This window comes from Streptococcus periodonticum (assembly GCF_003963555.1).
Taxonomy (GTDB): domain Bacteria; phylum Bacillota; class Bacilli; order Lactobacillales; family Streptococcaceae; genus Streptococcus; species Streptococcus anginosus.
This window is the reverse complement of record NZ_CP034543.1, coordinates 206820-228271: the sequence shown is the minus strand read 5'-3', so window position 1 is coordinate 228271 and position 21452 is coordinate 206820. Positions and strand designations below refer to the sequence as shown.

The 21452-nt window shown below is 40.5% G+C and carries 17 protein-coding genes, 3 pseudogenes and 1 riboswitch; of the genes and pseudogenes, 2 read left to right on the top strand and 18 right to left on the bottom strand.

What is annotated here, in order from left to right; all coding sequences use genetic code 11:
- Positions 1-230 precede the first annotated feature (230 nt).
- The 4 genes from EHW89_RS01180 to EHW89_RS01165 all read right to left on the bottom strand — a co-directional run bounded on the left by EHW89_RS01180 (position 231) and on the right by EHW89_RS01165 (position 1950).
- Positions 231-626, bottom strand: a complete 396-nt coding sequence (locus EHW89_RS01180) for a single-stranded DNA-binding protein (RefSeq protein ID WP_022526842.1) — start codon at positions 624-626, stop codon at positions 231-233.
- Between the two features lie 79 nt (positions 627-705).
- On the bottom strand, positions 706-1332 hold the full coding sequence (gene ytpR / locus EHW89_RS01175; RefSeq protein ID WP_106383917.1) for a YtpR family tRNA-binding protein: 627 nt from the start codon (positions 1330-1332) through the stop codon (positions 706-708).
- A gap of 16 nt (positions 1333-1348) precedes the next feature.
- A complete protein-coding gene (locus tag EHW89_RS01170; RefSeq protein WP_106383916.1) occupies positions 1349-1666 on the bottom strand; it encodes a thioredoxin family protein in 318 nt (105 codons plus the stop codon).
- Positions 1663-1950 carry a DUF4651 domain-containing protein gene (locus EHW89_RS01165; RefSeq protein WP_126466452.1) on the bottom strand — a complete coding sequence of 96 codons (288 nt, stop codon included), beginning with the start codon at positions 1948-1950 and terminating at the stop codon, positions 1663-1665. Before EHW89_RS01165 ends, EHW89_RS01170 begins: the two co-directional genes overlap by 4 nt.
- Positions 1951-2069: 119 nt before the next feature.
- On the opposite strand from EHW89_RS01165, the gene pepA reads away from it, so the two are divergent.
- Positions 2070-3134, top strand: coding sequence for a glutamyl aminopeptidase (gene pepA / locus EHW89_RS01160; protein ID WP_126468031.1), 1065 nt, complete (start codon positions 2070-2072; stop codon positions 3132-3134).
- Between the two features lie 62 nt (positions 3135-3196).
- Here the strand turns inward: pepA and EHW89_RS01155 are convergent, their stop codons facing one another.
- The 3 genes and pseudogenes from EHW89_RS01155 to EHW89_RS09605 form a co-directional block, all read right to left on the bottom strand.
- A complete protein-coding gene (locus EHW89_RS01155; RefSeq protein ID WP_126466451.1) occupies positions 3197-3757 on the bottom strand; it encodes a folate family ECF transporter S component in 561 nt (186 codons plus the stop codon).
- Positions 3758-3790: 33 nt separating this feature from the next.
- Positions 3791-3880: riboswitch (THF riboswitch) on the bottom strand.
- A 58-nt stretch (positions 3881-3938) separates the two neighbouring features.
- Positions 3939-5240, bottom strand: a complete 1302-nt coding sequence (locus EHW89_RS01145; RefSeq protein WP_126466449.1) for a bifunctional folylpolyglutamate synthase/dihydrofolate synthase — start codon at positions 5238-5240, stop codon at positions 3939-3941.
- Positions 5241-5306: 66 nt separating this feature from the next.
- Positions 5307-5540, bottom strand: a pseudogene (locus tag EHW89_RS09605) (CPBP family intramembrane glutamate endopeptidase); the annotation flags it as partial.
- Positions 5541-5598: 58 nt separating this feature from the next.
- On the opposite strand from EHW89_RS09605, the gene EHW89_RS01135 reads away from it, so the two are divergent.
- Positions 5599-6950, top strand: a protein-coding gene (locus EHW89_RS01135; RefSeq protein WP_126466448.1) for an IS3 family transposase whose coding sequence is annotated in 2 segments (ribosomal slippage) — positions 5599-6061 and positions 6061-6950 — 1353 coding nt in all. Because the reading frame shifts where the segments join, the coding sequence is not laid out codon by codon here.
- Between the two features lie 30 nt (positions 6951-6980).
- Here the strand turns inward: EHW89_RS01135 and EHW89_RS01130 are convergent.
- From EHW89_RS01130 to glmS, 11 genes and pseudogenes are all read right to left on the bottom strand, one after another.
- Positions 6981-7388: pseudogene (locus EHW89_RS01130) on the bottom strand (CPBP family intramembrane glutamate endopeptidase); the annotation flags it as partial.
- Between the two features lie 269 nt (positions 7389-7657).
- A complete protein-coding gene (locus EHW89_RS01125; protein ID WP_126466447.1) occupies positions 7658-9520 on the bottom strand; it encodes a proline--tRNA ligase in 1863 nt (620 codons plus the stop codon).
- Between the two features lie 37 nt (positions 9521-9557).
- Positions 9558-10829, bottom strand: a complete 1272-nt coding sequence (locus EHW89_RS01120) for a M50 family metallopeptidase (protein ID WP_022526850.1) — start codon at positions 10827-10829, stop codon at positions 9558-9560.
- A gap of 439 nt (positions 10830-11268) precedes the next feature.
- Positions 11269-12072: a phosphatidate cytidylyltransferase gene (locus EHW89_RS01115; protein WP_049507653.1), complete on the bottom strand. Its 804-nt coding sequence runs from the start codon at positions 12070-12072 to the stop codon at positions 11269-11271.
- Between the two features lie 8 nt (positions 12073-12080).
- Positions 12081-12830: an isoprenyl transferase gene (locus EHW89_RS01110; protein ID WP_106101049.1), complete on the bottom strand. Its 750-nt coding sequence runs from the start codon at positions 12828-12830 to the stop codon at positions 12081-12083.
- A 343-nt stretch (positions 12831-13173) separates the two neighbouring features.
- Positions 13174-13512, bottom strand: a complete 339-nt coding sequence (gene yajC / locus EHW89_RS01105; RefSeq protein WP_003026971.1) for a preprotein translocase subunit YajC — start codon at positions 13510-13512, stop codon at positions 13174-13176.
- Positions 13513-13614: 102 nt separating this feature from the next.
- A complete protein-coding gene (locus tag EHW89_RS01100) occupies positions 13615-14103 on the bottom strand; it encodes a prolyl-tRNA synthetase associated domain-containing protein (protein WP_126466446.1) in 489 nt (162 codons plus the stop codon).
- A 90-nt stretch (positions 14104-14193) separates the two neighbouring features.
- Entirely contained in the window at positions 14194-16170 is a 1977-nt protein-coding gene (tkt, locus tag EHW89_RS01095) for a transketolase (RefSeq protein WP_126466445.1), read from the bottom strand.
- Between the two features lie 110 nt (positions 16171-16280).
- Positions 16281-16835 (bottom strand): annotated as a pseudogene (gene ulaG / locus EHW89_RS01090) (L-ascorbate 6-phosphate lactonase); the annotation flags it as partial.
- 40 nt (positions 16836-16875) lie between these two features.
- A complete protein-coding gene (locus tag EHW89_RS01085) occupies positions 16876-19008 on the bottom strand; it encodes an ATP-dependent Clp protease ATP-binding subunit (protein ID WP_126466444.1) in 2133 nt (710 codons plus the stop codon).
- 436 nt (positions 19009-19444) lie between these two features.
- The gene (glmS, locus tag EHW89_RS01080; RefSeq protein WP_126466443.1) at positions 19445-21259 is read right to left on the bottom strand and encodes a glutamine--fructose-6-phosphate transaminase (isomerizing); all 1815 of its coding nucleotides are present in this window, start codon (positions 21257-21259) and stop codon (positions 19445-19447) included.
- Positions 21260-21452 lie beyond the last annotated feature (193 nt).

Below are 21452 nucleotides of genomic sequence, written 5' to 3'. Positions count from 1 at the left end.
TTATACAAAAAAGCAAAACCTCGCCAAAAAAAAGAAGTGTGAAAACTTGAAAAATCCCCCTAACTTCCTTGTTTTTAAACTCAAGTTGAAATCAAATACAACACCTTCTCAGACTGTTGACTTCTATCTTGCGCATGTTATTCGTACTTTGTTAAAAGTATAAAATGTTGATTATTTTTCACCAACTAAAAATAGCTAAACTGAATTTTATCCAGCCTAGCTTATCTTTATTAAAATGGCAATTCCTCTTCTTCCAGAAGCAAATCTGCCAAGTCTGCACCTGCATTATTTTCACGAAGAGCTCGCTGTGCACGACTTTCTAATAGCTGGAAGCCATTGCAAAGTACTTCTGTGACATAGTGGGTAACATTGTCCTTCTCATAGCGGCGAGTGCGAAGTTCACCGTCTAGCGAAATCAGGCTGCCTTTACTTGCATAACTTGCCAAAGTTTCGGCTAACTTACCCCAGACAACGACATTTACAAAGTCCGCTTCTCGTTCACCATTTTGTCCTTTGTAGCGACGATTGACAGCAAGTGTTGCACGCGCCACAGATTTATCATTAGCTGTTTTGTTTAACTCTGGTGTATTCACCAAGCGACCAATTAAAATTACTTTATTATACATTTTCTTTTCCTCCTAACTATTTATTCGTAAGAGAAAAGAAAAAATCGTGAAAATTCACGATTAAAACTTAATTTCTATTTTACCCTTGCCAATGCTTAGTTGGATCAAATGCTGTTCCTACCACTTCTGAACTTGCTAATTCAATAATCCCACGTTTTTGCGGAGCATTGGGCAATTGTAATTCACGAGGGCTGCACATCATACCAAAACTCTTTTCTCCACGCAACTCACCAGGGAAAATCAAGTTTCCTTTTGGCATCATAGCACCCGGAAGCGCCACAATCGTCTTGAGACCTACTTTAGCATTAGGCGCACCTGCTATGATTTGAACCACTTTATCTGCTGCTACTTTTACTTGACAAATATTAAGGTGATCACTATCTGGATGAGCTACCATTTTCACAATTTCACCTACTACAAATTTTGGGGAAAGATCATTGACTAATTCTGGTTCAAAACCTGCTTGGCTTAATTCTTGATTCAGAATTGAAATTTCTTCATCTGTCAGAAAAACTTGCCCACGTTCGGTAATATTAAAAAGATTAGAAACCTGAAAAATATTCCAAGCAACTGTTTCTCCATTGTCCAAACGATAAATACGCGCTACGTTTCCCTTGCGTTCAGCAGCTAACTTAACTCCTTGACCGTCTGCAACAATCACCATCAGCACGTCTCCAACGTGCTCTTTATTATATGTAAAAATCATTATTTCTCCTATATGTTCAGTTTAACTGGGCTAAAAATTCATTGATTTGCGTCTTCGTTTTTCGCTCGCGATTAACAAAACGACCAATTTCTTGTCCATTTTCTAGGACTACTAGGCTAGGAATCCCATACACATCCCACTTTTTGGCAACTTCCATATAATCGTCACGATTGACCTCAACAAAGGTAAAATCAGGATTTTCTGCTTCAATCTCAGGCAAAAAAGGTTTAATAAAACGACAATCTCCACACCACTCGGCTGTGAAAAAGAACACAATCTTTCCTTCGCGTTTCACAAATGATGCCAATTCTTCTATATTTGCTGGAATAATCATTGTTCTTCCTCATAGGTCAATTCGCCATTTTCATATACAAATGTGATGTGCCGATCATCTTCATACACCACACCACCAACCAATCGATGCTCATCTGACTTGTATAACTGCACATATAGTGTGGCAATATCGCCTAGCTCAGACAAACTTTTCCGAATTTCCGCAACTAATTGCTCACGCCGCTCAGCTTCTTTTCGCTCGTCCAACGTTTTTTTAGTAGCATAAGCTGCAAGCCCTACTCCCGCAAGTGCAGCCGTTGTTAATAGAATCTTTTTAGCTTTCATGACAATATTTTAACACAAAAGATAAATTGGGACAAATCGAAACACTACTGTTTTTTATATTTGAATGCTACCCAACTATGATAGAAAATGCTAAAATAAGAACAGAAAGAAGGTTAATGATGTCAGAATTATTTTCAAAAATCAAAGAAGTAACAGAAATTGCTGCCGTTTCAGGGCATGAAGCGCCTGTTCGCAATTATTTGCGTAAAAAAATCACTCCTCATGTAGACGAAGTCATAACCGACGGCTTAGGTGGTATTTTCGGAGTAAAACATTCAGAAGCTATTAATGCACCACGTGTCTTGGTAGCTGCCCACATGGATGAAGTTGGCTTCATGGTGAGTGAAATCAAACCCGACGGAACATTTCGTGTAGTGCAAATCGGCGGTTGGAATCCACTCGTCGTTAGCAGCCAACGATTTAAATTGTTTACTAGTACAGGAGATGAAATTCCTGTGATTTCAGGCTCCGTTCCGCCACATTTGACACGTGGAACAGGTGGACCAAGTCTACCAAGGATTGAAGATATTGTTTTTGACGGTGGATTTGCTGATAAAGCAGAAGCTGAAAGCTACGGCATTCGTCCAGGCGATACGATTGTACCAGACAGCTCTGCTATTCTCACAGCTAATGGGAAAAACGTTATCTCAAAAGCTTGGGACAATCGTTACGGTGTCCTCATGGTGAGTGAACTGGTTCAAGCTCTGGCTGGACAAAAGCTTAACAACGAACTTTATGTTGGAGCCAATGTCCAAGAAGAAGTCGGATTGCGTGGAGCCCATGTTTCAACGACTAAGTTTGACCCAGAAGTTTTCTTGGCAGTAGACTGTTCGCCTGCTGGCGACATTTACGGAGATCAAGGAGCTATCGGAGAAGGGACTCTAATTCGTTTCTTTGACCCAGGTCACCTCATGTTGCCAAATATGAAAGATTTCCTTCTAACAACAGCAGAAGAAGCAGGCATCAAGTATCAATACTACTGTGGCAAAGGCGGAACCGATGCAGGCGCTGCTCATCTCAAAAACGGTGGTGTGCCTTCTACAACTATTGGTGTTTGTGCACGTTACATTCATTCTCATCAAACACTCTACGCAATGGACGACTTTCTACAAGCTCAAGCTTTCTTACAAGCTCTTGTTAAGAAATTGGATCGTTCAACTGTTGATTTGATAAAAAACTATTAAAAAATGCATATTTGAAAAGGCTGTAGACAGTGATGTCTCAGCCTTTTTCTGCTCTCGTTTTTTCACTTATTGTTTAATCCCATTAACTTACGTAATTCGGGGATTCGTTGCAACTGTGGGACAATGAGCATTGTCACAAATACTCGTAAAGGAATTTCAAAAACAGACCATGCCCGAGTAGCGTATAGTGCAACAAAGGGTACTCCATATTGTAAATGGAGAGCTAAGGGCGTTAAGGTAAAGGTCCCTACTCCCATAACAGCGACAGTTGCTAGTGTCACCCAAAGCCAGTCTTTCTTCCGTTCAAATCGTAATTCTTTGCCATAAAAGAAATAACCATAGAGAATACCTTGCAAGGCTTCAATCAATGTAAACCAGATAATGAATGGTTGCCCCTGACTCAAAAAGAAAAAGGAAAGCATATCATATACGGCAGAAACCAGACCAGATAAAATCGGACCAGCGACACTTCCCATAAGGGTATAACCAATGAAAGCTGGGCTCAGCTTCAACAAACGAGGGATGACAAAGATTGAAAACTTCTCTAAGACAAAGCAGAGAGCTACAATCATAGCAAGGGCAACCAAAAGTTGCACCGACAACTTAGGCGAGTTTTTTCTCATATTCGCTCCTTTTCTTTCGGGAGCCGTCAAAATGACAGCGGATGCAATGGTCTACCGCACAAATGTTTCGTTGTATGGCAACATCCCATCCATACACACTTAACGCAGACCACTTACTCTGTGCAAATGAATTGCTCTTTCATTCTATCACATTTTAACTATTTAGAAAACCTCCTTTTACCTAATCGCTTATTAGATATTTTCTCACATTTGCAAGGAAATAGAGAGAGCCTGTGATGAGCAGCAGCTCTTTCTCTCCATGCTTGACTTTTTTGTATTGCTCCAAATAAGGTAACCACTCTACATATGCTAACTTTTCTCGCTTTGCCAAGCCTTGCATTTCTTCTGTTGAAAAACTCCGTGAATCCTCAAATGTAGTGAGAAATAACTGAGATTTGGAAACAGTTTTTAACAAAGCAACCATTTCATCCAATGCCTTGGTCTGAATACAAGAAAATAAAATGTGCTTTTGATAATCTGGGAAATAGCTTTCTAGGGAAGCTATCAGAGCTTTCATTGCATGAGGATTGTGCGCACCATCTAGCAAAATCAACGGTGCATTTGTAATTTTCTCCAAGCGAGCAGGCCAATACGTTTGTTTCAATGCTCGTCGCACCTCATTTTCACTCAACAATGGTAAACCTTTCAAGTAGCAATATTGATCGCATAATTCAAGTGCAAGTCCTGCATTTTCAACTTGATGAATGCCCAAAAGAACAGTTTGATAGTCTTCTTTCTGCCGAAAGGCATTGGAAAAGAGGAAGTCTTCTCCCTCTTCTAAGCCTTGCACAGACTCCACTTGATAATCTTTCCCATAGCAGACATGAGAAGCCTGATGTTGCTGAGCAATAGTGTGAATAACTGCCAGTGTTTCTGAAGAAATCTTCCCTGTCACCACTGGTACCCTCTCTTTGATAATACCTGCCTTCTGCTCTGCAATGTCTGCTAGTGTGGCACCTAAAATAGCCGTGTGATCTAGTCCGATTGTCGTAATAGCTGTCAAATCCGGTCGACACACATTAGTACTGTCCAATAAACCACCCAGACCTACTTCCATTATGACCACATCTACCTCTTGCTGGCAGAAATAATCATAAGCCAACGCCGTGATAATCTCAAACTCTGTTATTGCCTGCAATACCGTATCATCTACCTGCTTTTTTAATAACTCTTGATAAGATTGCAACAAAGAATAAAAGTCTTCGTCTGAAATAGGTAAACCATTGATTGCAATTTGCTCATTATAGTTAAGAAGATAAGGCGATGTAAACGTTCCAATACACAACTTCTTTACTTGCAATAGCTGACGTAAATGCGCAATCGTTGATCCTTTTCCATTGGTACCTGCAATGTGAATGACCGAGATTTGTAAATGCGGATTACCTCGCAATGCTAATAGTCGTCTCACTCGTTCTAAGCCTAAATGCGGCTCTTTTGTTTGGTGTTGGTGCAACCATTCTAACTGTTCTTCCTTTTGTATCATTGTCCTTCTCATCCAATCTATAATGCTCTCATTTTATCATAGAAGTGAGATTTCTACAAAAGGAATTTACCAAAAAATGAGCAAGAAAAGAAGAGAAAAGCTATTGCGCACCAAATGACTGAAAATGGAGAACTCCAAACGAGGAAGTGGCTTGGGAATAAAGAGCGAAAACAGAAATCCTAAGCCCGTATAAACGATAAAACAACTGATATCAGCTGGATTTCGTAAAAGGATAAAAAACAAACTCCCTATCACAAAACTCATTCTTGCTTGATCTTTTGAAACAAAAAGATGAATAATAATGAACTGCACCCCAAAAGTTAGACAAGAAAACTCTAACTTTTGGGATGTTATTTTTATGAAATTAAGTTATGAAGACAAGGTTCAAATCTATTACTTGCGAAAAAGCGGCGCAACTCTCAAGTCATTATCAAAACAGTTTAACCTCAATCAGTCAGGGATCGAATATCTGATTCGACTAATTGATAGGCATGGAGTAGACATTGTCAAGAGAGGTAAGAAGACTTATTATTCTCCTGAACTAAAGCAAAAAATCCTTCATCAAGTTCTTCTTGAAGGGCGTTCTCAATTGTCAGTCTCTCTCGATTTTGCCCTTCCTAACAGGGGGACTCTCCCAAATTGGCTGGCACAATATAAGAAAAACGGCTATACTATTGTTGAGAAACAAAGAGGGAGACCACCAAAGATGGGACGTAAGAAAAAGAAAACTTGGGAAGAAATGACGGAACTAGAGCGACTTCAAGAAGAGAACGAGCGTCTTAGAACGGAGAATGCCTATCTAAAAAAGTTGAGGGAGTTACGCTTAAGGGACGAAGCCTTACAGCGCGAAAAGCAGAGACAATTAGAGAGATGGTCAAGGAAGGATTCCGATTAAGTTTCCTACTAGCTACCGCTAAACTCTCTCGTGCAACTTACTATTACCAGCTAAAACAGCTAGATAAACCAGACAAGGATCAAGAGTTAAAAGCTGAAATTCAATTGATTTATGATGAGCACAAGGGAAACTATGGTTATCGTCGAATTCATCTTGAACTGAAAAATCGTGGTTTTCATATCAATCACAAGAAAGTTCAGCGATTGATGCAAGTGATGGGGCTACAAGCTCGAATTCGCCGTCAACGGAAATATTCTTCTTACAAGGGGGAGATTGGTAAGAAAGCAGAGAATCTCATTCAGCGTCAGTTTGAAGGCTCTAGGCCTTACGAAAAGTGCTATACAGATGTAACCGAATTTGCCTTACCAAACGTCAATGGAAAGCTCTACCTGTCTCCTATTTTAGATGGGTATAATAGTGAAATCATTGCCTTTACCTTGTCACGTTCACCTGACTTGAACCAGGTCAGAACAATGTTAGCCAAGGCTTTTCCTGCTGGAACCTACAAGGGAACCATTCTCCACAGTGACCAAGGCTGGCAGTATCAGCACCAGTCTTATCATCAATTCTTAGAAGCGAAAGGAATTGTCCCATCTATGTCTCGCAAGGGCAATAGTCCAGACAATGGGATGATGGAGTCCTTCTTTGGCATCCTCAAATCGGAGATGTTCTACGGTTATGAGAAGAGTTATCAATCGCTTGATGAGCTGGAGAAAGCTATTGCAACTTATATTGTTTATTACAACAATAAACGGATTAAAACAAAACTAAAAGGACTTAGTCCTGTGCAGTACAGAACTAAATCCTTTCACTAATATTTTTTGTCTAACTTTTTGGGGGCAGTACATAAATGACCGTACTTCAGGCACCAGAGCTATCACATCAACACCCAGCAAAAAAAGAGAGGAGTGGATGAACAGGCTCATAAATAATTGTTGACTTTCTGAAACAGCAGCCGTCCCTTCTAAAATCATCAGATAAACTCCTATCGCATTGATAAATACCATCATGAGATAGGATAATCGCAGGAGAAGCCAGTAACGAGCCGTTAAGATTTCTGATTTAAAATCTGTTAACTCTCTGGAAAAATAGCGAAAATAAAGCAAGCCACAAGAAAATAGAATGAACAAAAATACAAAACTTGACTGCTGAAAGGTCAATGATTTGGACAATGGCGTCGTCAGCAATACCAAAGCAATCTGTGTCAGAACGATTAGCAAACTCATTTGAAGAATATTTTTTATCTTTCTCATTTCAACTCCTTTTTCTACCTTTTTAGTATAAAATATTTCAAAGGTTTCCTCAGAAGATGCCCTAAAAATTTATTTTTTATCTTCAAATAGTAAAAAATGAAAGCAAAGTAAAACACATTTCCCTCAACAGTCCTTCTTTGTCCCACGCCAACAAGTCGACGCAAAGTATCAACTCAAAAAAACAGGCAAAATCTCTTTCGGATTGTCTCCAATTAAGATTTTTCCTGTTTTTTGAATGATAATTTAGCTCTTGTTTTAGATCTATTTATTTATCTTTCTTCTTTCTTCGTTAAAATTGCAAGTGTTTCAAGAAGATTGTCAACATGCACTTCAATGGTATCACCTGTCGCTTTAATTTTGACTTCAACGATGCGGTCAGCAGCTTTTTTCCCGATCGTCACACGGATTGGTAGGCCAATCAAGTCACTATCGCTGAATTTCACACCAGCACGTTCATTACGATCATCTGTCAAGACCTCGTAGCCAGCTTTGAGCAGCTCCGCTTCTAGTTGTTCTGTCAATGCAAGAGCTTCCTCGTCTTTGACATTTACAGGGATTAGATGCACATCAAACGGTGCCAATTCTTTTGGAAAATTGATTCCCCAAGCATAGCGATAGTCTCCCTTTGGTGTCTTATTGACAAAGAGACGAGCGTGTTGCTCCATAACAGCTGATAAGAGGCGACTGACACCAATACCATAGCAGCCCATTACGACAGGAACTGCACGACCATTTTCATCTAAAACAGTCGCATTCATGCTTTCTGAATAACGAGTTCCTAATTTAAAGATATGTCCAATTTCAATGCCGCGTGCAAATTTCAAAACGCCTTGTCCGTCTGGTGAAACTTCTCCTTCACGCACCTCGCGAATATCTACATATTCTGCTGTGAAGTCTCGCCCTGGATTGACACCTGTCAAATGATAACCGTCTTCATTCGCACCAACAACTGCATTGCGAACGTCCTCCACCTTGCGGTCTGCGATGATTTGAACATCTTCTGGAAGATGAACGGGTCCAAGAGAACCAAAGTTTGCTCCAAACAACTCACGAACCTCGTCTTCACTTGCCGGTTCAAAGAAATCAGCACCCAAATAATTTTTCAACTTCACTTCATTCAGTTGATCATTTCCGACAAGCAGAGCCACGATAGGCTTTTCGTCAGCAATATAAACCAAGGTTTTGATTGTTTGACTTTCATCCATATGAAGAAAGGCAGCAACTTCATCAATCGACTTGCAATCCGGAGTCTCTACACGAGTTAATTCGTCTTCGGCCACAACACGATTGCTTGGTTTGTATTCATTTGTTGCCATTTCAAGGTTTGCAGCATATCCTGACTCACTCGAATAAACAACAGTATCCTCACCAGACACCAACCAGCTCGTCAATTCTTCTTTTATCGCTTTTTGTACGTCTGTCGGAATTTCATCAAAGCTAGTGACTGACTTGTCTAGGACAACCCAGCGCGTAAGGTCGGTACGGTCAGGTGTAATGGCCATAAATTCTTGGCTATCCTTTCCACCCATAGCACCACCGTCACCGATAATCCCTTTGAAATCAACCTCACTTCGTGTAAAAATATTCTCGTAGGCCATCTTATACTCATCGTAAGTCACATCTAGGCTATCATAATTAGCATGGAAGCTATAACCGTCTTTCATGATAAACTCACGTGTCCGCAACAAGCCATTGCGAGGACGCTTTTCATCACGGTATTTAGCCTGAATCTGATAAAGATTGAGCGGTAATTGCTTATAAGATTTTACAGAATCCCGTACAATTGCGGTGAATGTTTCTTCATGAGTGGGCCCCAAGATAAAATCTGAACCTTCGCGATTTTTTAACTTATAGAGATCTTCACCGTAGGTATCATAACGACCTGATTCACGCCAAAGGTCGGCACTAAGGAGGGCTGGAGCTAACATTTCGACCGCACCGATTTTTTCAAATTCTTCTCGCATGATTTTTTTTACTTTTTCAATCACGCGATTAGCCAATGGTAAGTAAGAGTAAACACCTGCTGAAATTTGGCGGACATAGCCCGCACGCAGCATAAGTGCATGACTGATGACTTGTGCATCACTAGGCATTTCACGTAGTGTTGGGATTAACATTTTACTTTGTTTCATAAATTCTTCCTTTTATTTATTATTTAGAATTCACCTTTTAAAAGAAGGTTCTCATAATATCATTCCAAGTCACCGCAATCAGCAACACCACCATAATGGCGACACCTGCTAAAGTGACATAGGTTTCTGTTTCCTGTTTTAATGGCTTGCGCCGAATGGCTTCAAGAAGATTGAGCACAATCTTTCCACCGTCAAGCGCTGGGATAGGAATGAGATTAAAAATACCAATATTTAGAGATAGCATAGCTAATAAAGCGATAACACTTTCAAGACCGCCTTTAGCAGCGTCACTACTGGCTTTGTAAATCGCCACAGGACCGCCTAGTTTATTGATGTCTGGGTGGAAAATTAAATTTTTTAAAGCGTCAAAGATGCGGAAACTAGCGTTCCAAGCCATGCTAAACCCACCCGCGATCATAGACGGAAAATCTGATTTCAAGCCCGGCATCACTCCTAATAGATATCTTCCTTGCTCTTTTTTAGGCTTAACTGTCAGCTCTCGAACTTTATTTCCGCTTTTAACCGTCACATTTAGTTCTGATTGCCCTTTACTGTTTTTCGTCTCAGACTGAACAGCTTGGGTCAAATCCGACCAATTCTTAATTTCGGCTTGACCAACTTTTAAAATCTGGTCGTTATTTTTTACACCAGCTTGTGCCAAGGCACCGTCCTGTAAGACACGAATGTGATTTGTATTGGGATTGGCAACGCCACCCTGCATGAAAATCAACAACAGAAAAGCTACAATCCCCAAAATGAAATTGTTCATCGGTCCTGCAAAGTTGGTAATGAGGCGCCCGCCTAAACTAGCATTTTGATACTGCACATCAAGCGGAGCAATCCGAACCTCTGTGCCGTCTTCTTCTACGATTGTTGCATCATGGTCAACCGCATAGGTCTTTTGTTCATCTAGTACCAAACCAGTGATTTCAAGCTTGTTTTCTAAATCAAAGCCCGTCACATTCATCGGCAGAGCAGTTTGATCAATTTTCTTGCCCGAAAGGTTGATTCGGACGACCTTGCCTGCCTCATTTAAAGTCAAACTAGCAGGTGTTCCGGTTTTAATCTCGGTCGAATCTTCACCCCAACCAGCCATACGAACATAGCCACCTAGCGGTAACATCCGAATAGTATAGGCCGTGCCGTCTTTTCCGATATGAGCAAAAATTTTCGGGCCCATTCCAATAGCAAACTCCCGCACCAAAATGCCTGATTTTTTCGCAAAATAGAAATGTCCAAACTCATGAACAACTACAATAATTCCAAAAACAATGATAAAGGTGATAATTCCTATAATACCAGATTGCATTACACCAACCTTTCTACTTTCTGACATGATCATCTTACTGAATTGTACCCAGCAAATCAAGATTACTTCACTCGGCTTAAGATTTCCTTATAAAGCTCATTCACAAAGAGGCTGGAAGGAACGTTTCCCAGACTCTTACAATAATTATTTTTACAACAAAACGCAGTAATGAGAAACTCTGTTGACTTTAGTCAATTTAGAGTTTCTATGCACAATTGATTAGATACTTTAGTGCCAATCAATCACTGTTGAGTGGCAGTTCTAATCCCTTGCTACGCAAGGCATGACGACCAAACCCTAGTCAACTGCACAAAGTAAAATGACAAAATCAATTTCTTGCGAAATATTGATTTTTTATGTCATCTTCTCAGATTTCATTTTTCTGTGAGTGATTACAAAACAATCACATTAGTCTGTCCACTTCATTTCACCATTCTCATTAGAACAATCCAAAGAAATGCATCAAGGGAAAGACAAACAGCATGCTGTCAAAACGATCTAATACACCACCATGTCCGGGTATAAATTTACCAGAATCTTTGACTCCAAAATGGCGCTTAATTGCACTTTCTACCAAGTCCCCAAACTGACCTGCAATACTAAAGAATACTGTGAAAAGAAGCATGACAAACATATGATGAGGTGCGGCAACGTTTCTATCAAACAACATAAAAATAAATGTTAGAAGGACTGCTGAAGCAATGCCTCCTAGGCTGCCCTCAACAGTTTTATTTGGTGAAACTCGCGGAGCTAAGCGACGTACGCCATATCTCCGTCCGACCAAGTAAGCTCCGCTATCCGTTGCCCAGACGATAAACAAGGCTAAGAGCACTTTGTCAAAACCAGCCACCCGTGCATCTAGCAAAGCATTGAAGCCAATTCCCACGTAAAAACTCGCAGCGATTGGATAAGCCGCATCTTCAAAACTGTAATTTTTCCCTAGAACAGTTGAGCCTAATAGAAGAAAAACAACTAAACTATAGGCCACAACATTTCCATCTACCGGCAAAAATTTCAAATAGTTTTCGAGTGGAATCGTCAGCACAAAACCTGCTAACATGGCTAAGACACCTTCTAGTGTGGTACTTCTCAGCCCTTTCATTTGCAGCAATTCATGAACACCCAACATGGCTAGAAGCCCCATTCCAATTTGCAGAAGAGCGCCTCCTATCATCAAAACTGGAATGAAGATAGCAAGTGCCACTCCGCCAAAAATAACACGTCTTTGTAAATCCTTATCCATAAATTCTCCTACACGCCGCCAAATCGACGATTTCGTTTACTATATTCTTCAATAGCTGCTTTCAAAGCTTTCTCATCAAAATCCGGCCATAAAATGTCTGTAAAATACAGCTCACTATATGCACTTTGCCAAGGTAAGAAATTACTCAAACGCAATTCTCCGCTCGTTCGAATGACCAAATCCGGATCGCGCAATAATCGAGGTAGATTGCTGGTTTGTAGATAATTGGCAATTATCTCTTCATCAATCTCGCCTGGACTGAACTTGGCATCTAACACATCTTGAGCAATCATTTTAACCGCCTGAACAATCTCAGCACGACCACCATAATTCAAGGCAAAATTCAGAATCAAGCCTGTGTTGAGCCGCGTTAATTCTTCTGCTTTGCAAAGCGCATCATACGTTGCCTTAGGTAGCCGCTCCGTATCCCCAATCATTTGAATTTTTACGTTATTTCTATGCAACTCAGGCACATAACGGTCGTAAAATTCAACCGGCAAGTTCATGATAAAGCTGACTTCTTTTTCAGGACGCGACCAATTTTCTGTGGAGAAAGCGTAAACCGTCAATACTTGGACACCCAACTCTTTAGCTGCAATGGTAACGTTTTGCAAAGCTTCCATTCCAGACTTGTGTCCGAAAACGCGCGGCTGCATTCTCTTTTTAGCCCAACGACCATTCCCGTCCATAATAATACCGATATGTCTCGGTATTTGTAATGGAACTTCAATTTTTTCTTTTTTCTTAAAACTAAACATCTGCTTGTTTTCCTAATAAAGTTTTACATTTCATTATATCATAAATCCTCTAAAAATGGGATTTATGCTAAATTTCAGATAAAAAAGAAGCCGAAACATAGAAATTTTTGGCTCCAACTTCTTTTTCACATTATTTTACGATAAAAATTAAATACTTTATCTTTTTTAAATTCCTATTCTGCTAGGGGAATATTTGTTACTTAGTTAGCTTTGGCATCAAAATAGCTAATTGACAACGTCAAAGCAGTAAAAGAATTATTCTTATAAGTTGTAAAAGAAACCTTCAAACAAAAATAAAAAGAACTGGAGAAACTCCAATCCCTTTTTCTAGCTTAAAACACTACTATTCTTCTTCAATAGCTGTATCTTCTGACATATCAACACTTCCGTCTGCACCAGCAACTGCTGTGATTCCCTCTGTGAGAGGTAATACAGTCTTGATAGCTGTTAATTCAAATGTCAAGTAAACACCGTCTACATCAAGAACAACTGTTTTCTTTTCAGTATCAACTTCATCAACCGTACCATACAAGCCACCAATTGTGATAACTTCATATCCTTTTTGTAGTTTGTTCAAGCTTTCCATCCGTTTGTCTGCTTGTTTCTTTTGAGAACGTTGCATGAAGAACATCAAGCCCATCATCACAACCAACATAATTAAAATTGAAAAACCGTTACCCATTTTAGTCTCCTTTAGATTTCATATATTATCTACTATAGCAGATTCCTAGAGAATTTACAAGGAAGGGCTGAAATTTCTAAAAGGATTCCTCCTTAAGCCTGATTAGCAGCGAATTCTTTTGACAGTATGCTCTGCTTTTTCCAAAAAACGTAAAAAGTCCGCATAAGCTATATTGAGCGTTGTTGTATTGATAAAAGGATGAAAACCCACGGTCAAGTTCGGATCAACCTCCTCGTCCACAATCAGCTGGACTTTCTTTTCCTTATCAAAAAGCAGCCCAAAAGGCGTGACCGCACCTGGCTCTACCTGCAAAAGTTCCTCCAGCTCCGTGTCATTAGCAAAAGATAATCGTTTTTCATCTAAGACTTCTGCCAAATGCTTGATATCTGCCGTTTTTTCGTCCCGCAAAATGACCAAATAAAATTGACGCCCCTTTTTATTTTTCAAAAAGAGATTTTTGACCTGTTGCCCCGGTAGGACAATTCCCTTTTCAGCAGCCTCAATAACGGAAGAAATTGGTTCATGATCCAGACGATCATAAGAAATTTTCAATTCATCCAACAGCTGATAAATCATACTTTCCTTTGTCATCTTCACACCTCCGAGCTAAAATTTCCTATTTTCATTATAGCATTTCTAATTAGAAAAACCGAAGCAAGCCTCGGTTCTTTTTGAAAGTTACTATTTCAAATTTTTCACAACTTCTACGACATGAGCAACGGTGAAGCCATATTCTTCCATTACCTTAGCAGCTGGGGCAGAAGCACCGAATTTGTCAATACCGATAACAGCTCCGTCAAGTCCGACATATTTGTACCAAGACTGGGTTGCAGCCATTTCGATAGCAACACGGCGACGAACTGCATTTGGTAAAATTTCTTCTTTGTAAGCAGCATCTTGTGCATCAAAGATGTCTGTTGACGGTACGCTGACAACGCGAATCTTTTCTCCTTGCGCTTCCAATTCTTTTGCAGCTGCAACAGCTAAGTTGACTTCAGAACCAGATGCAAGAAGGATTGTATCAAAACCATCTGTTGTCTCATACACAACATAGGCGCCTTTCGCTACCTTGTCAAAGTCAGTTCCAGCTTCAACAGTCAAGTTTTGACGCGTGAGAACCAAAGCTGTTGGAGTTGATTGACTCTTGAGTGCCAAGTACCAAGCAGCCTGTGTTTCACGCGCATCTGCTGGACGCAAAACATTGAGGTTTGGAATGGCACGAAGTCCTGCTAAATGCTCAATCGGCTCATGAGTTGGACCGTCTTCACCAACTGCGATTGAGTCATGTGTAAAGACATAGGTCACAGGCAAACCTTGCAGAGCTGACAAGCGAACAGCCGCTTTAACATAGTCTGAGAAGACAAAGAACGTACCGCCATAAACACGAAGTCCTCCGTGAAGTGCCATACCATTCAAAATAGTCCCCATAGCAAATTCACGCACACCGAATTGAATATTACGGTTAAGGCGGTGGACATCGTCTTGCAAGCCGTCTTCTTTGATGTAAGTCATATTAGAATGCGCAAGGTCAGCAGAGCCGCCAAGGAAAGTTGGGAGAACTTTTGCAGCAGCATTTAAAGCATCTTGGCTAGAATTACGAGTGGCTTGTGAGAAACCTGTTTCTACTACTGGGAAATCTTCTGGCTGAATCTCAACTGGGTCTTGTCCCGCAATAATGGCAGCAACTTCATCAGCTAAATCTGGATAAGCTTGTTTGTATTCTTCAACGAGTTTTACCCAAGCATCATAAGCAGCTTTGCCGCGTTCTGCAACATTAACCCGATAATCTTCGTACACCTCTTCTGGAATTTCAAATGGTGCGTAATCCCAAGCAAGAGCTTTGCGAGTAGCGGCTGCTTCTTCTACACCAAGAGGAGCTCCATGAACAGCATTGGTTCCCTGTTTATTTGGCGAGCCATAGCCAATGACCGTTTTGACTTCAATCAAGGAAGGTTTGCCAGAAATTTTTGCAGCTTCAATCGCTGCATTGATTGCTTCTAAGTCTGTTCCGTCTTTAACCAAAGCTGTGTGCCAACCGTAAGCATTGTAACGGTCACGAACACTTTCTGTAAAGGAATCTTTCGTTTCTCCGTCCAAATTGATGTCGTTTGAATCATAGAGAACGATGAGCTTATCTAGCTTTTGCAGTCCAGCATAAGAAGCCGCTTCAGCAGACACGCCTTCCATCAAGTCTCCATCACCACAGATGACATAGGTATAGTGGTCAAAGATCGTATAGCCTTCACGGTTATACTTAGCAGCTAGGAAACGTTCTGCTTGCGCAAAACCAGTTGCCATAGAAATTCCTTGACCAAGTGGGCCAGTGGTCGCATCTACACCAGCCGTGTGTCCAAATTCTGGATGTCCAGGCGTCTTAGAACCCCATTGACGGAAGTTCTTGATTTCGTCCATTGTGACATCTTGAAAGCCAGACAAGTGAAGAAGTGCATAGAGCAACATAGACCCATGACCTGCTGACAAGATAAAACGGTCACGATTGACCCAATTTGGTACTTCTGGATTCACACGCATTTGCTTGGTAAACAAGTCATAAGCCATCGGAGCTGCGCCCATGACAACACCTGGGTGACCAGATTTTGATTTTTCAATAGCATCAATTCCCAAAAAACGAATGGCATTGACAGATAAATTTGACATTGAATTCTCCTTTTATAATACTACCCTTTCAGTAGCAATTATTCTACACTATCATTATATGAAAATTATCCGCATATCGCAATGTATACGGATAATTCCCACTTAATTTTTTATAGTAAAGCCTTAAATTGAATATTTGAATCGTGCTCGAAGCAATCATCAAAACCACGTGGATGGTGGTATTCAATTCTGTCTTTGTCTTGCGGATAAGTGTATTTACCGCCGACTTCCCAAATGAATGGATGGAATTGGTATTGCAAGCGCTCTTTGCGCATTTTCCAGAGGGCAAGAATCTCATCTGTTGAAGCCATGAAATTAGACCAGATGTCGTAGTGAACTGGAATAATGACTTTGGCACGCAGATTTTCAGCCATACGAAGCAAATCAATCGAAGTCATCTTGTCTTGAATACCGATTGGGTTGTCACCGTAGTTGTTAATCGCTACATCAATATTGAAATCTTTTCCATGTTTGGCAAAATAGTTTGAGAAGTGAGAATCTGCGCCATGATAAATCGTACCGCCCGGTGTTTCAAAGACGTAGTTAACTGCCTTACGCGCCATTTCTTCGTCAGTTACAGCAAGCCCTTTCAGCTCACCGTCTCGAGCATCCGCACCGTCAACTGGAAGTGTCACTAAGCAGGTTCGGTCAAAGGATTCCACAGCTGTTCTACAATCATAGGAAACTGCCCACTTCTCTGGAGAATTATGCTTTTGTAGCTGAATCATCTGTTGCTTCCTCAATGACTAATTCATCATCTTTAAGATCTGCCAAAAGATGTTTCACATCCAGATGATCCAGATGATAATCTGTTACTTTGTCACGGATTTGTTGTTCAATCACACGGCGAAGCGGACGAACACCCATGACTTCATCGTAACCTTCTTCTGCTAGATAAGCTTTTGCGGCATCCGTTACCGTCAGAGTGATGCCTTTTTTAGCAAGCGTTTGATTGACTTCATCCAGCATCAATTCAACAATTTCAGCCAAATCTTCTTTACTAAGATGAGAGAATTCAATGACTGCATTGAAACGGTTCAAGAATTCTGGACGGAAGTATGGTTTCAACCGATCCATAATTTTCATATCCTTTTCTTCGTCGCCTGTAAAGCTTTCATAACCAAATCCTGCGTTAGAAGTAGCAATAATAACTGTATTCTTAAAGTTGACAGTGTTTCCTTGTCCATCTGTCAAACGACCATCATCTAAAACTTGCAGTAACAGCGTGATGACTTGTGGGTCTGCTTTTTCGATTTCGTCCAGCAAAATGATCGAGTATGGATTGCGACGAACACGTTCTGTCAACGTATTGCTGTTGTCATCATATCCCACATAACCAGCTGTTGTACCAATCAACTTCGACACGGCTGTACGGTCAGAGTATTCAGACATATCCAAACGGATAATCGCATCTTTTGTACCAAACATATCAAGCGCTAATTGCTTAGCCAGCTCTGTTTTTCCGACCCCAGTTGGTCCGACAAAAAGGAAGCTACCAATTGGACGGTTTCCTTCATCAAAGCCTGCACGATTCCGACGAATAGCACGCGCCACCGCTTCAACTGCTTCATTTTGTCCAATGACTTTTGTTTTCAAGCGCGCATTCATCTCTTTCAAGCGCTCAATATCGCTGCTGCCCATTTGGGAAACAGGAATACCCGTCATGCGTTCTACAGACTCTGCCACATCATTGACAGTTGCTGTCACTTTCATGTCTTCTGTATGATTTTCAATTTTCTTTTCCAGCTCTTCAATGCGCATCTTAGCATTCAAAGCCGTTTCAAAATCTTCTTTTTCAACTGCAGCTCCTTGTTTGGCCTTTTGCTCTGCGATTTCACGTTCCACGGCGTGTACGTCTGTAACAGGGTGTTGAGCTGCCAAGTGAGCTGCTGTCACATCCACTAGGTCAATCGCTTTATCTGGTAAACTGCGTTGCGGAATGTATTGAATCGAATAATCCACAGCTGCTTTTAACACTTCATCTGGCAAGATGACATTGTGGTGTTTTTCGTACAAATCACGAATCCCTTGCAAAATCTTATAAGTATCTTCTGCAGACGGAGCATTTACTTTTACTTCATTGAAACGACGAGCCAAAGCCGCATTTTTCAAAATGGTATTGCGGTATTCATCTTGCGTCGTCGCACCAATCACCGTTAAATCTCCACGAGATAAAGCTGGTTTCAAAATATCTGCTAGACCTTTTGATCCACTATCACCGCCTGTGCTTCCAGCACCGAGAATTTGATGAATTTCATCAAAGAAGAGAATGATATTGCCGGCCTCTTTCACTTCAGATACTAAATTTTGAATATTTTCTTCAAAGCTACCGCGATATTGCGTACCTGCTTCTAAGCCAGAAATATCTACAGAAATAATTTCCTTATTTTTAATAGCAGCAGGGACATCGCCGTTGACAATCGCTTGTGCCAAACCTTCGACAACTGCGGTCTTACCAACCCCAGCATCTCCGACTAGCACTGGATTATTCTTCGTCCGACGAGACAGAACTTCTGCTGTTTCTTGAATTTCCTTATTGCGTCCAATAACGGGATCCAGCATATTCTGGCGCGCTTCTTCTGTCAAATTGCGACCCAATTTTGCTAAAATGCCATCTTGCTTTGGAGCACCTGCTTGTCCTTGCATTTGCGGGTTTTGACCCTCTACTGCTTGTTTCGGCAGTTTTCCCGTTGCTCGGTATTGTGCAAATTCTTCTGGTGTTACTTCACGTCCATTGATGAGATAACGTCGATTTTCACTATTAAAACCGCCCATTCTTCCCATCAATTGGTTGAAAAGATCATCCATGTTATCAAAGTTGTTGTAGTTGTTGTTCATATCTGTACCTCACTTGTTATTTTACATAATTTTTGCAACTGCTTAAAATATAAGACAAAGTGAGCAACTCTATCTTTTGGATTTATATTTATAAAAGGCAGTCAATAGTTTACATAATTTTAAACCTCTTCCAAAATAGAGATGAAATCCTTTTAACTGAACACAGCTAGGAATTTCATCTTGTTTGGACGAGTGTAACGGATTTTATTCCTTTCCGTTTACAAATGTAATTATATACTATAAAAATAAAAAAGTCAATAGATTTTTAGAAAAAATTTACATAATTTTTGCGTTTTTCTTTTTTAAAATTGATTTAATATTAGTCTTTCTAGTTTAAATCTTTATATTTTACATAATTTTTAAAAATCAAACTTCCCCTTTATCTCAATGGAACTAAAAAATCACCAAGCCAACACTTGATGATTCTTCATAGGTATTATTCAACTGTTACAGATTTAGCCAAGTTCCGTGGCTTATCCACATCAAGTCCACGATGTAGAGTTGCAAAGTAAGCAATCAACTGCGTAGGCACGACCATAGAAATTGGTGATAAATATGGATGAACAGACATTAAAACAATATCGTCTCCTTCTTTTGCTACATTTTCTTCTACAACGGTCAAGACATTTGCACCACGCGCCACCACTTCTGATACATTCCCACGAGTATGACTGGCCAATTGCTCATCGGACGAAATTAAGGCGATTACTGGCGTACCGTCTTCAATCAAGGAAATCGTTCCATGTTTTAACTCTCCCGCAGCAAATCCTTCACACTGGATATAGGAAATTTCTTTTAATTTCAAGCTGGCTTCCATGGCAACATAATAGTCTTGCCCTCGACCAATATAGAAAGCATTGCGTGTTGTAGCGAGCAGATCACGCACTTTTTCGTCAATACTGTCTTTTTCAGATAGCGTAGCCTCAATGGCTTGCGCCACAATGGATAATTCATGCACTAAATCAAACTGCTTTGCTTTTTCATTGCCATTGGCATCGCCAACTGCTTTCGCAAGGAATGCTAGAGTCGCAATTTGTGCTGTGTAGGCTTTTGTAGAAGCAACTGCAATCTCTGGCCCTGCATGAAGTAACATCGTGTGAGTCGCTTCACGAGACAAAGTTGAACCCGGTACATTGGTCACCGTCAAACTTGGAATTCCCATAGCATTGGCTTTGACCAAAACCTGACGGCTGTCGGCTGTTTCGCCAGATTGGCTGATCAAGATAAACATTGGTTTCTTGCTAAGCAATGGCCATCTGTAGCCCCATTCAGAAGAAATCCCCAATTCAACCGGTGTGTCTGTCAATTCTTCTAGCATGCGCTTGGTCGCAAAACCAGCATGGTAAGATGTCCCAGCCGCAAGAATATACAAACGGTCCGCTTCTTGAACAGCTTTGATAATGGCTGGATCTACTGAAACTTGATCATTTTCATCGGTGTAAGCTTGAATGAGTTTGCGCATCACAGTTGGCTGCTCATCAATTTCCTTCAACATGTAGTAAGGATAAGTGCCTTTACCAATGTCTGACAAATCAAGCTCTGCTGTGTAGCTTTCACGTTCAATAGGATTACCATCATAATCTTGCACGTGAACACTATCTTTTGTCACAATAACCAATTCTTTGTCGTGAATTTCCATAAATTCACTTGTTTCACGGATCATTGCCATAGCATCCGAGCAGACCATATTGTAGCCTTCTCCTAAGCCAACCAAAAGAGGGGATTTATTTTTGGCAACATAAACTGTATCTGCATCTTCAGCATCCATCAAAGCAAAGGCATAAGAGCCTTCAATAATATGAAGAGCTTTTTTGAATGCTTCAAGAACTGATAAATTCTCTTCCTCAACGAATTTTCCAATCAAGTGAACCGCAATTTCTGTATCCGTTTGACCTTTCAAATCATGTCCAGCAAGATAAGTGTTCTTGATGTCTAGGTAATTTTCAATCACACCATTATGCACCAAAACAAAGCGTCCCGTTTGAGAAGTATGCGGATGCGCATTGCTTTCGCTTGGTTTTCCATGCGTTGCCCAACGTGTATGGCCAATACCAGCAGTTCCAGCCACGTCAATCCCGATTTTTGCACGAAGATCAGCTATGCGACCAACTGATTTCACCAAACTAGATGTTTTCCCATTGGTCACAAAAATCCCAGCCGAATCATAACCCCGGTATTCTAATTTTTCTAGACCTTGCATTAAAATATCTGTTGCATTTCGATTTCCAACAACTCCAACGATTCCACACATACTATTATTTATAGCAAACAACTTTCAGAAGTCTGCTATCTCCTCCTTCGTTTTATAAATTGGTATAGTCTAATCCTAGCTATCCAAAACAAGCGAAATCAGTATATAATTTTATTGTGAATTTGTCAACAAGAAAATTGGTATAGTTCAAAAAGAAAGTATAGAGGAAATCAAAAGACTTTTAAACAGCTCA

What these genes read in the sequence shown, in the direction of transcription:
- EHW89_RS01180 (WP_022526842.1), bottom strand. Translation starts at nt 626, where the DNA reads ATGTATAATAAAGTAATTTTAATTGGTCGCTTGGTGAATACACCAGAG.
- ytpR (WP_106383917.1), bottom strand. Translation starts at nt 1,332, where the DNA reads ATGATTTTTACATATAATAAAGAGCACGTTGGAGACGTGCTGATGGTG.
- EHW89_RS01170 (WP_106383916.1), bottom strand. Translation starts at nt 1,666, where the DNA reads ATGATTATTCCAGCAAATATAGAAGAATTGGCATCATTTGTGAAACGC.
- EHW89_RS01165 (WP_126466452.1), bottom strand. Translation starts at nt 1,950, where the DNA reads ATGAAAGCTAAAAAGATTCTATTAACAACGGCTGCACTTGCGGGAGTA.
- pepA (WP_126468031.1), top strand. Translation starts at nt 2,070, where the DNA reads ATGTCAGAATTATTTTCAAAAATCAAAGAAGTAACAGAAATTGCTGCC.
- EHW89_RS01155 (WP_126466451.1), bottom strand. Translation starts at nt 3,757, where the DNA reads ATGAGAAAAAACTCGCCTAAGTTGTCGGTGCAACTTTTGGTTGCCCTT.
- EHW89_RS01145 (WP_126466449.1), bottom strand. Translation starts at nt 5,240, where the DNA reads ATGATACAAAAGGAAGAACAGTTAGAATGGTTGCACCAACACCAAACA.
- EHW89_RS01125 (WP_126466447.1), bottom strand. Translation starts at nt 9,520, where the DNA reads ATGAAACAAAGTAAAATGTTAATCCCAACACTACGTGAAATGCCTAGT.
- EHW89_RS01120 (WP_022526850.1), bottom strand. Translation starts at nt 10,829, where the DNA reads ATGCAATCTGGTATTATAGGAATTATCACCTTTATCATTGTTTTTGGA.
- EHW89_RS01115 (WP_049507653.1), bottom strand. Translation starts at nt 12,072, where the DNA reads ATGGATAAGGATTTACAAAGACGTGTTATTTTTGGCGGAGTGGCACTT.
- EHW89_RS01110 (WP_106101049.1), bottom strand. Translation starts at nt 12,830, where the DNA reads ATGTTTAGTTTTAAGAAAAAAGAAAAAATTGAAGTTCCATTACAAATA.
- yajC (WP_003026971.1), bottom strand. Translation starts at nt 13,512, where the DNA reads ATGGGTAACGGTTTTTCAATTTTAATTATGTTGGTTGTGATGATGGGC.
- EHW89_RS01100 (WP_126466446.1), bottom strand. Translation starts at nt 14,103, where the DNA reads ATGACAAAGGAAAGTATGATTTATCAGCTGTTGGATGAATTGAAAATT.
- tkt (WP_126466445.1), bottom strand. Translation starts at nt 16,170, where the DNA reads ATGTCAAATTTATCTGTCAATGCCATTCGTTTTTTGGGAATTGATGCT.
- EHW89_RS01085 (WP_126466444.1), bottom strand. Translation starts at nt 19,008, where the DNA reads ATGAACAACAACTACAACAACTTTGATAACATGGATGATCTTTTCAAC.
- glmS (WP_126466443.1), bottom strand. Translation starts at nt 21,259, where the DNA reads ATGTGTGGAATCGTTGGAGTTGTTGGAAATCGAAATGCAACAGATATT.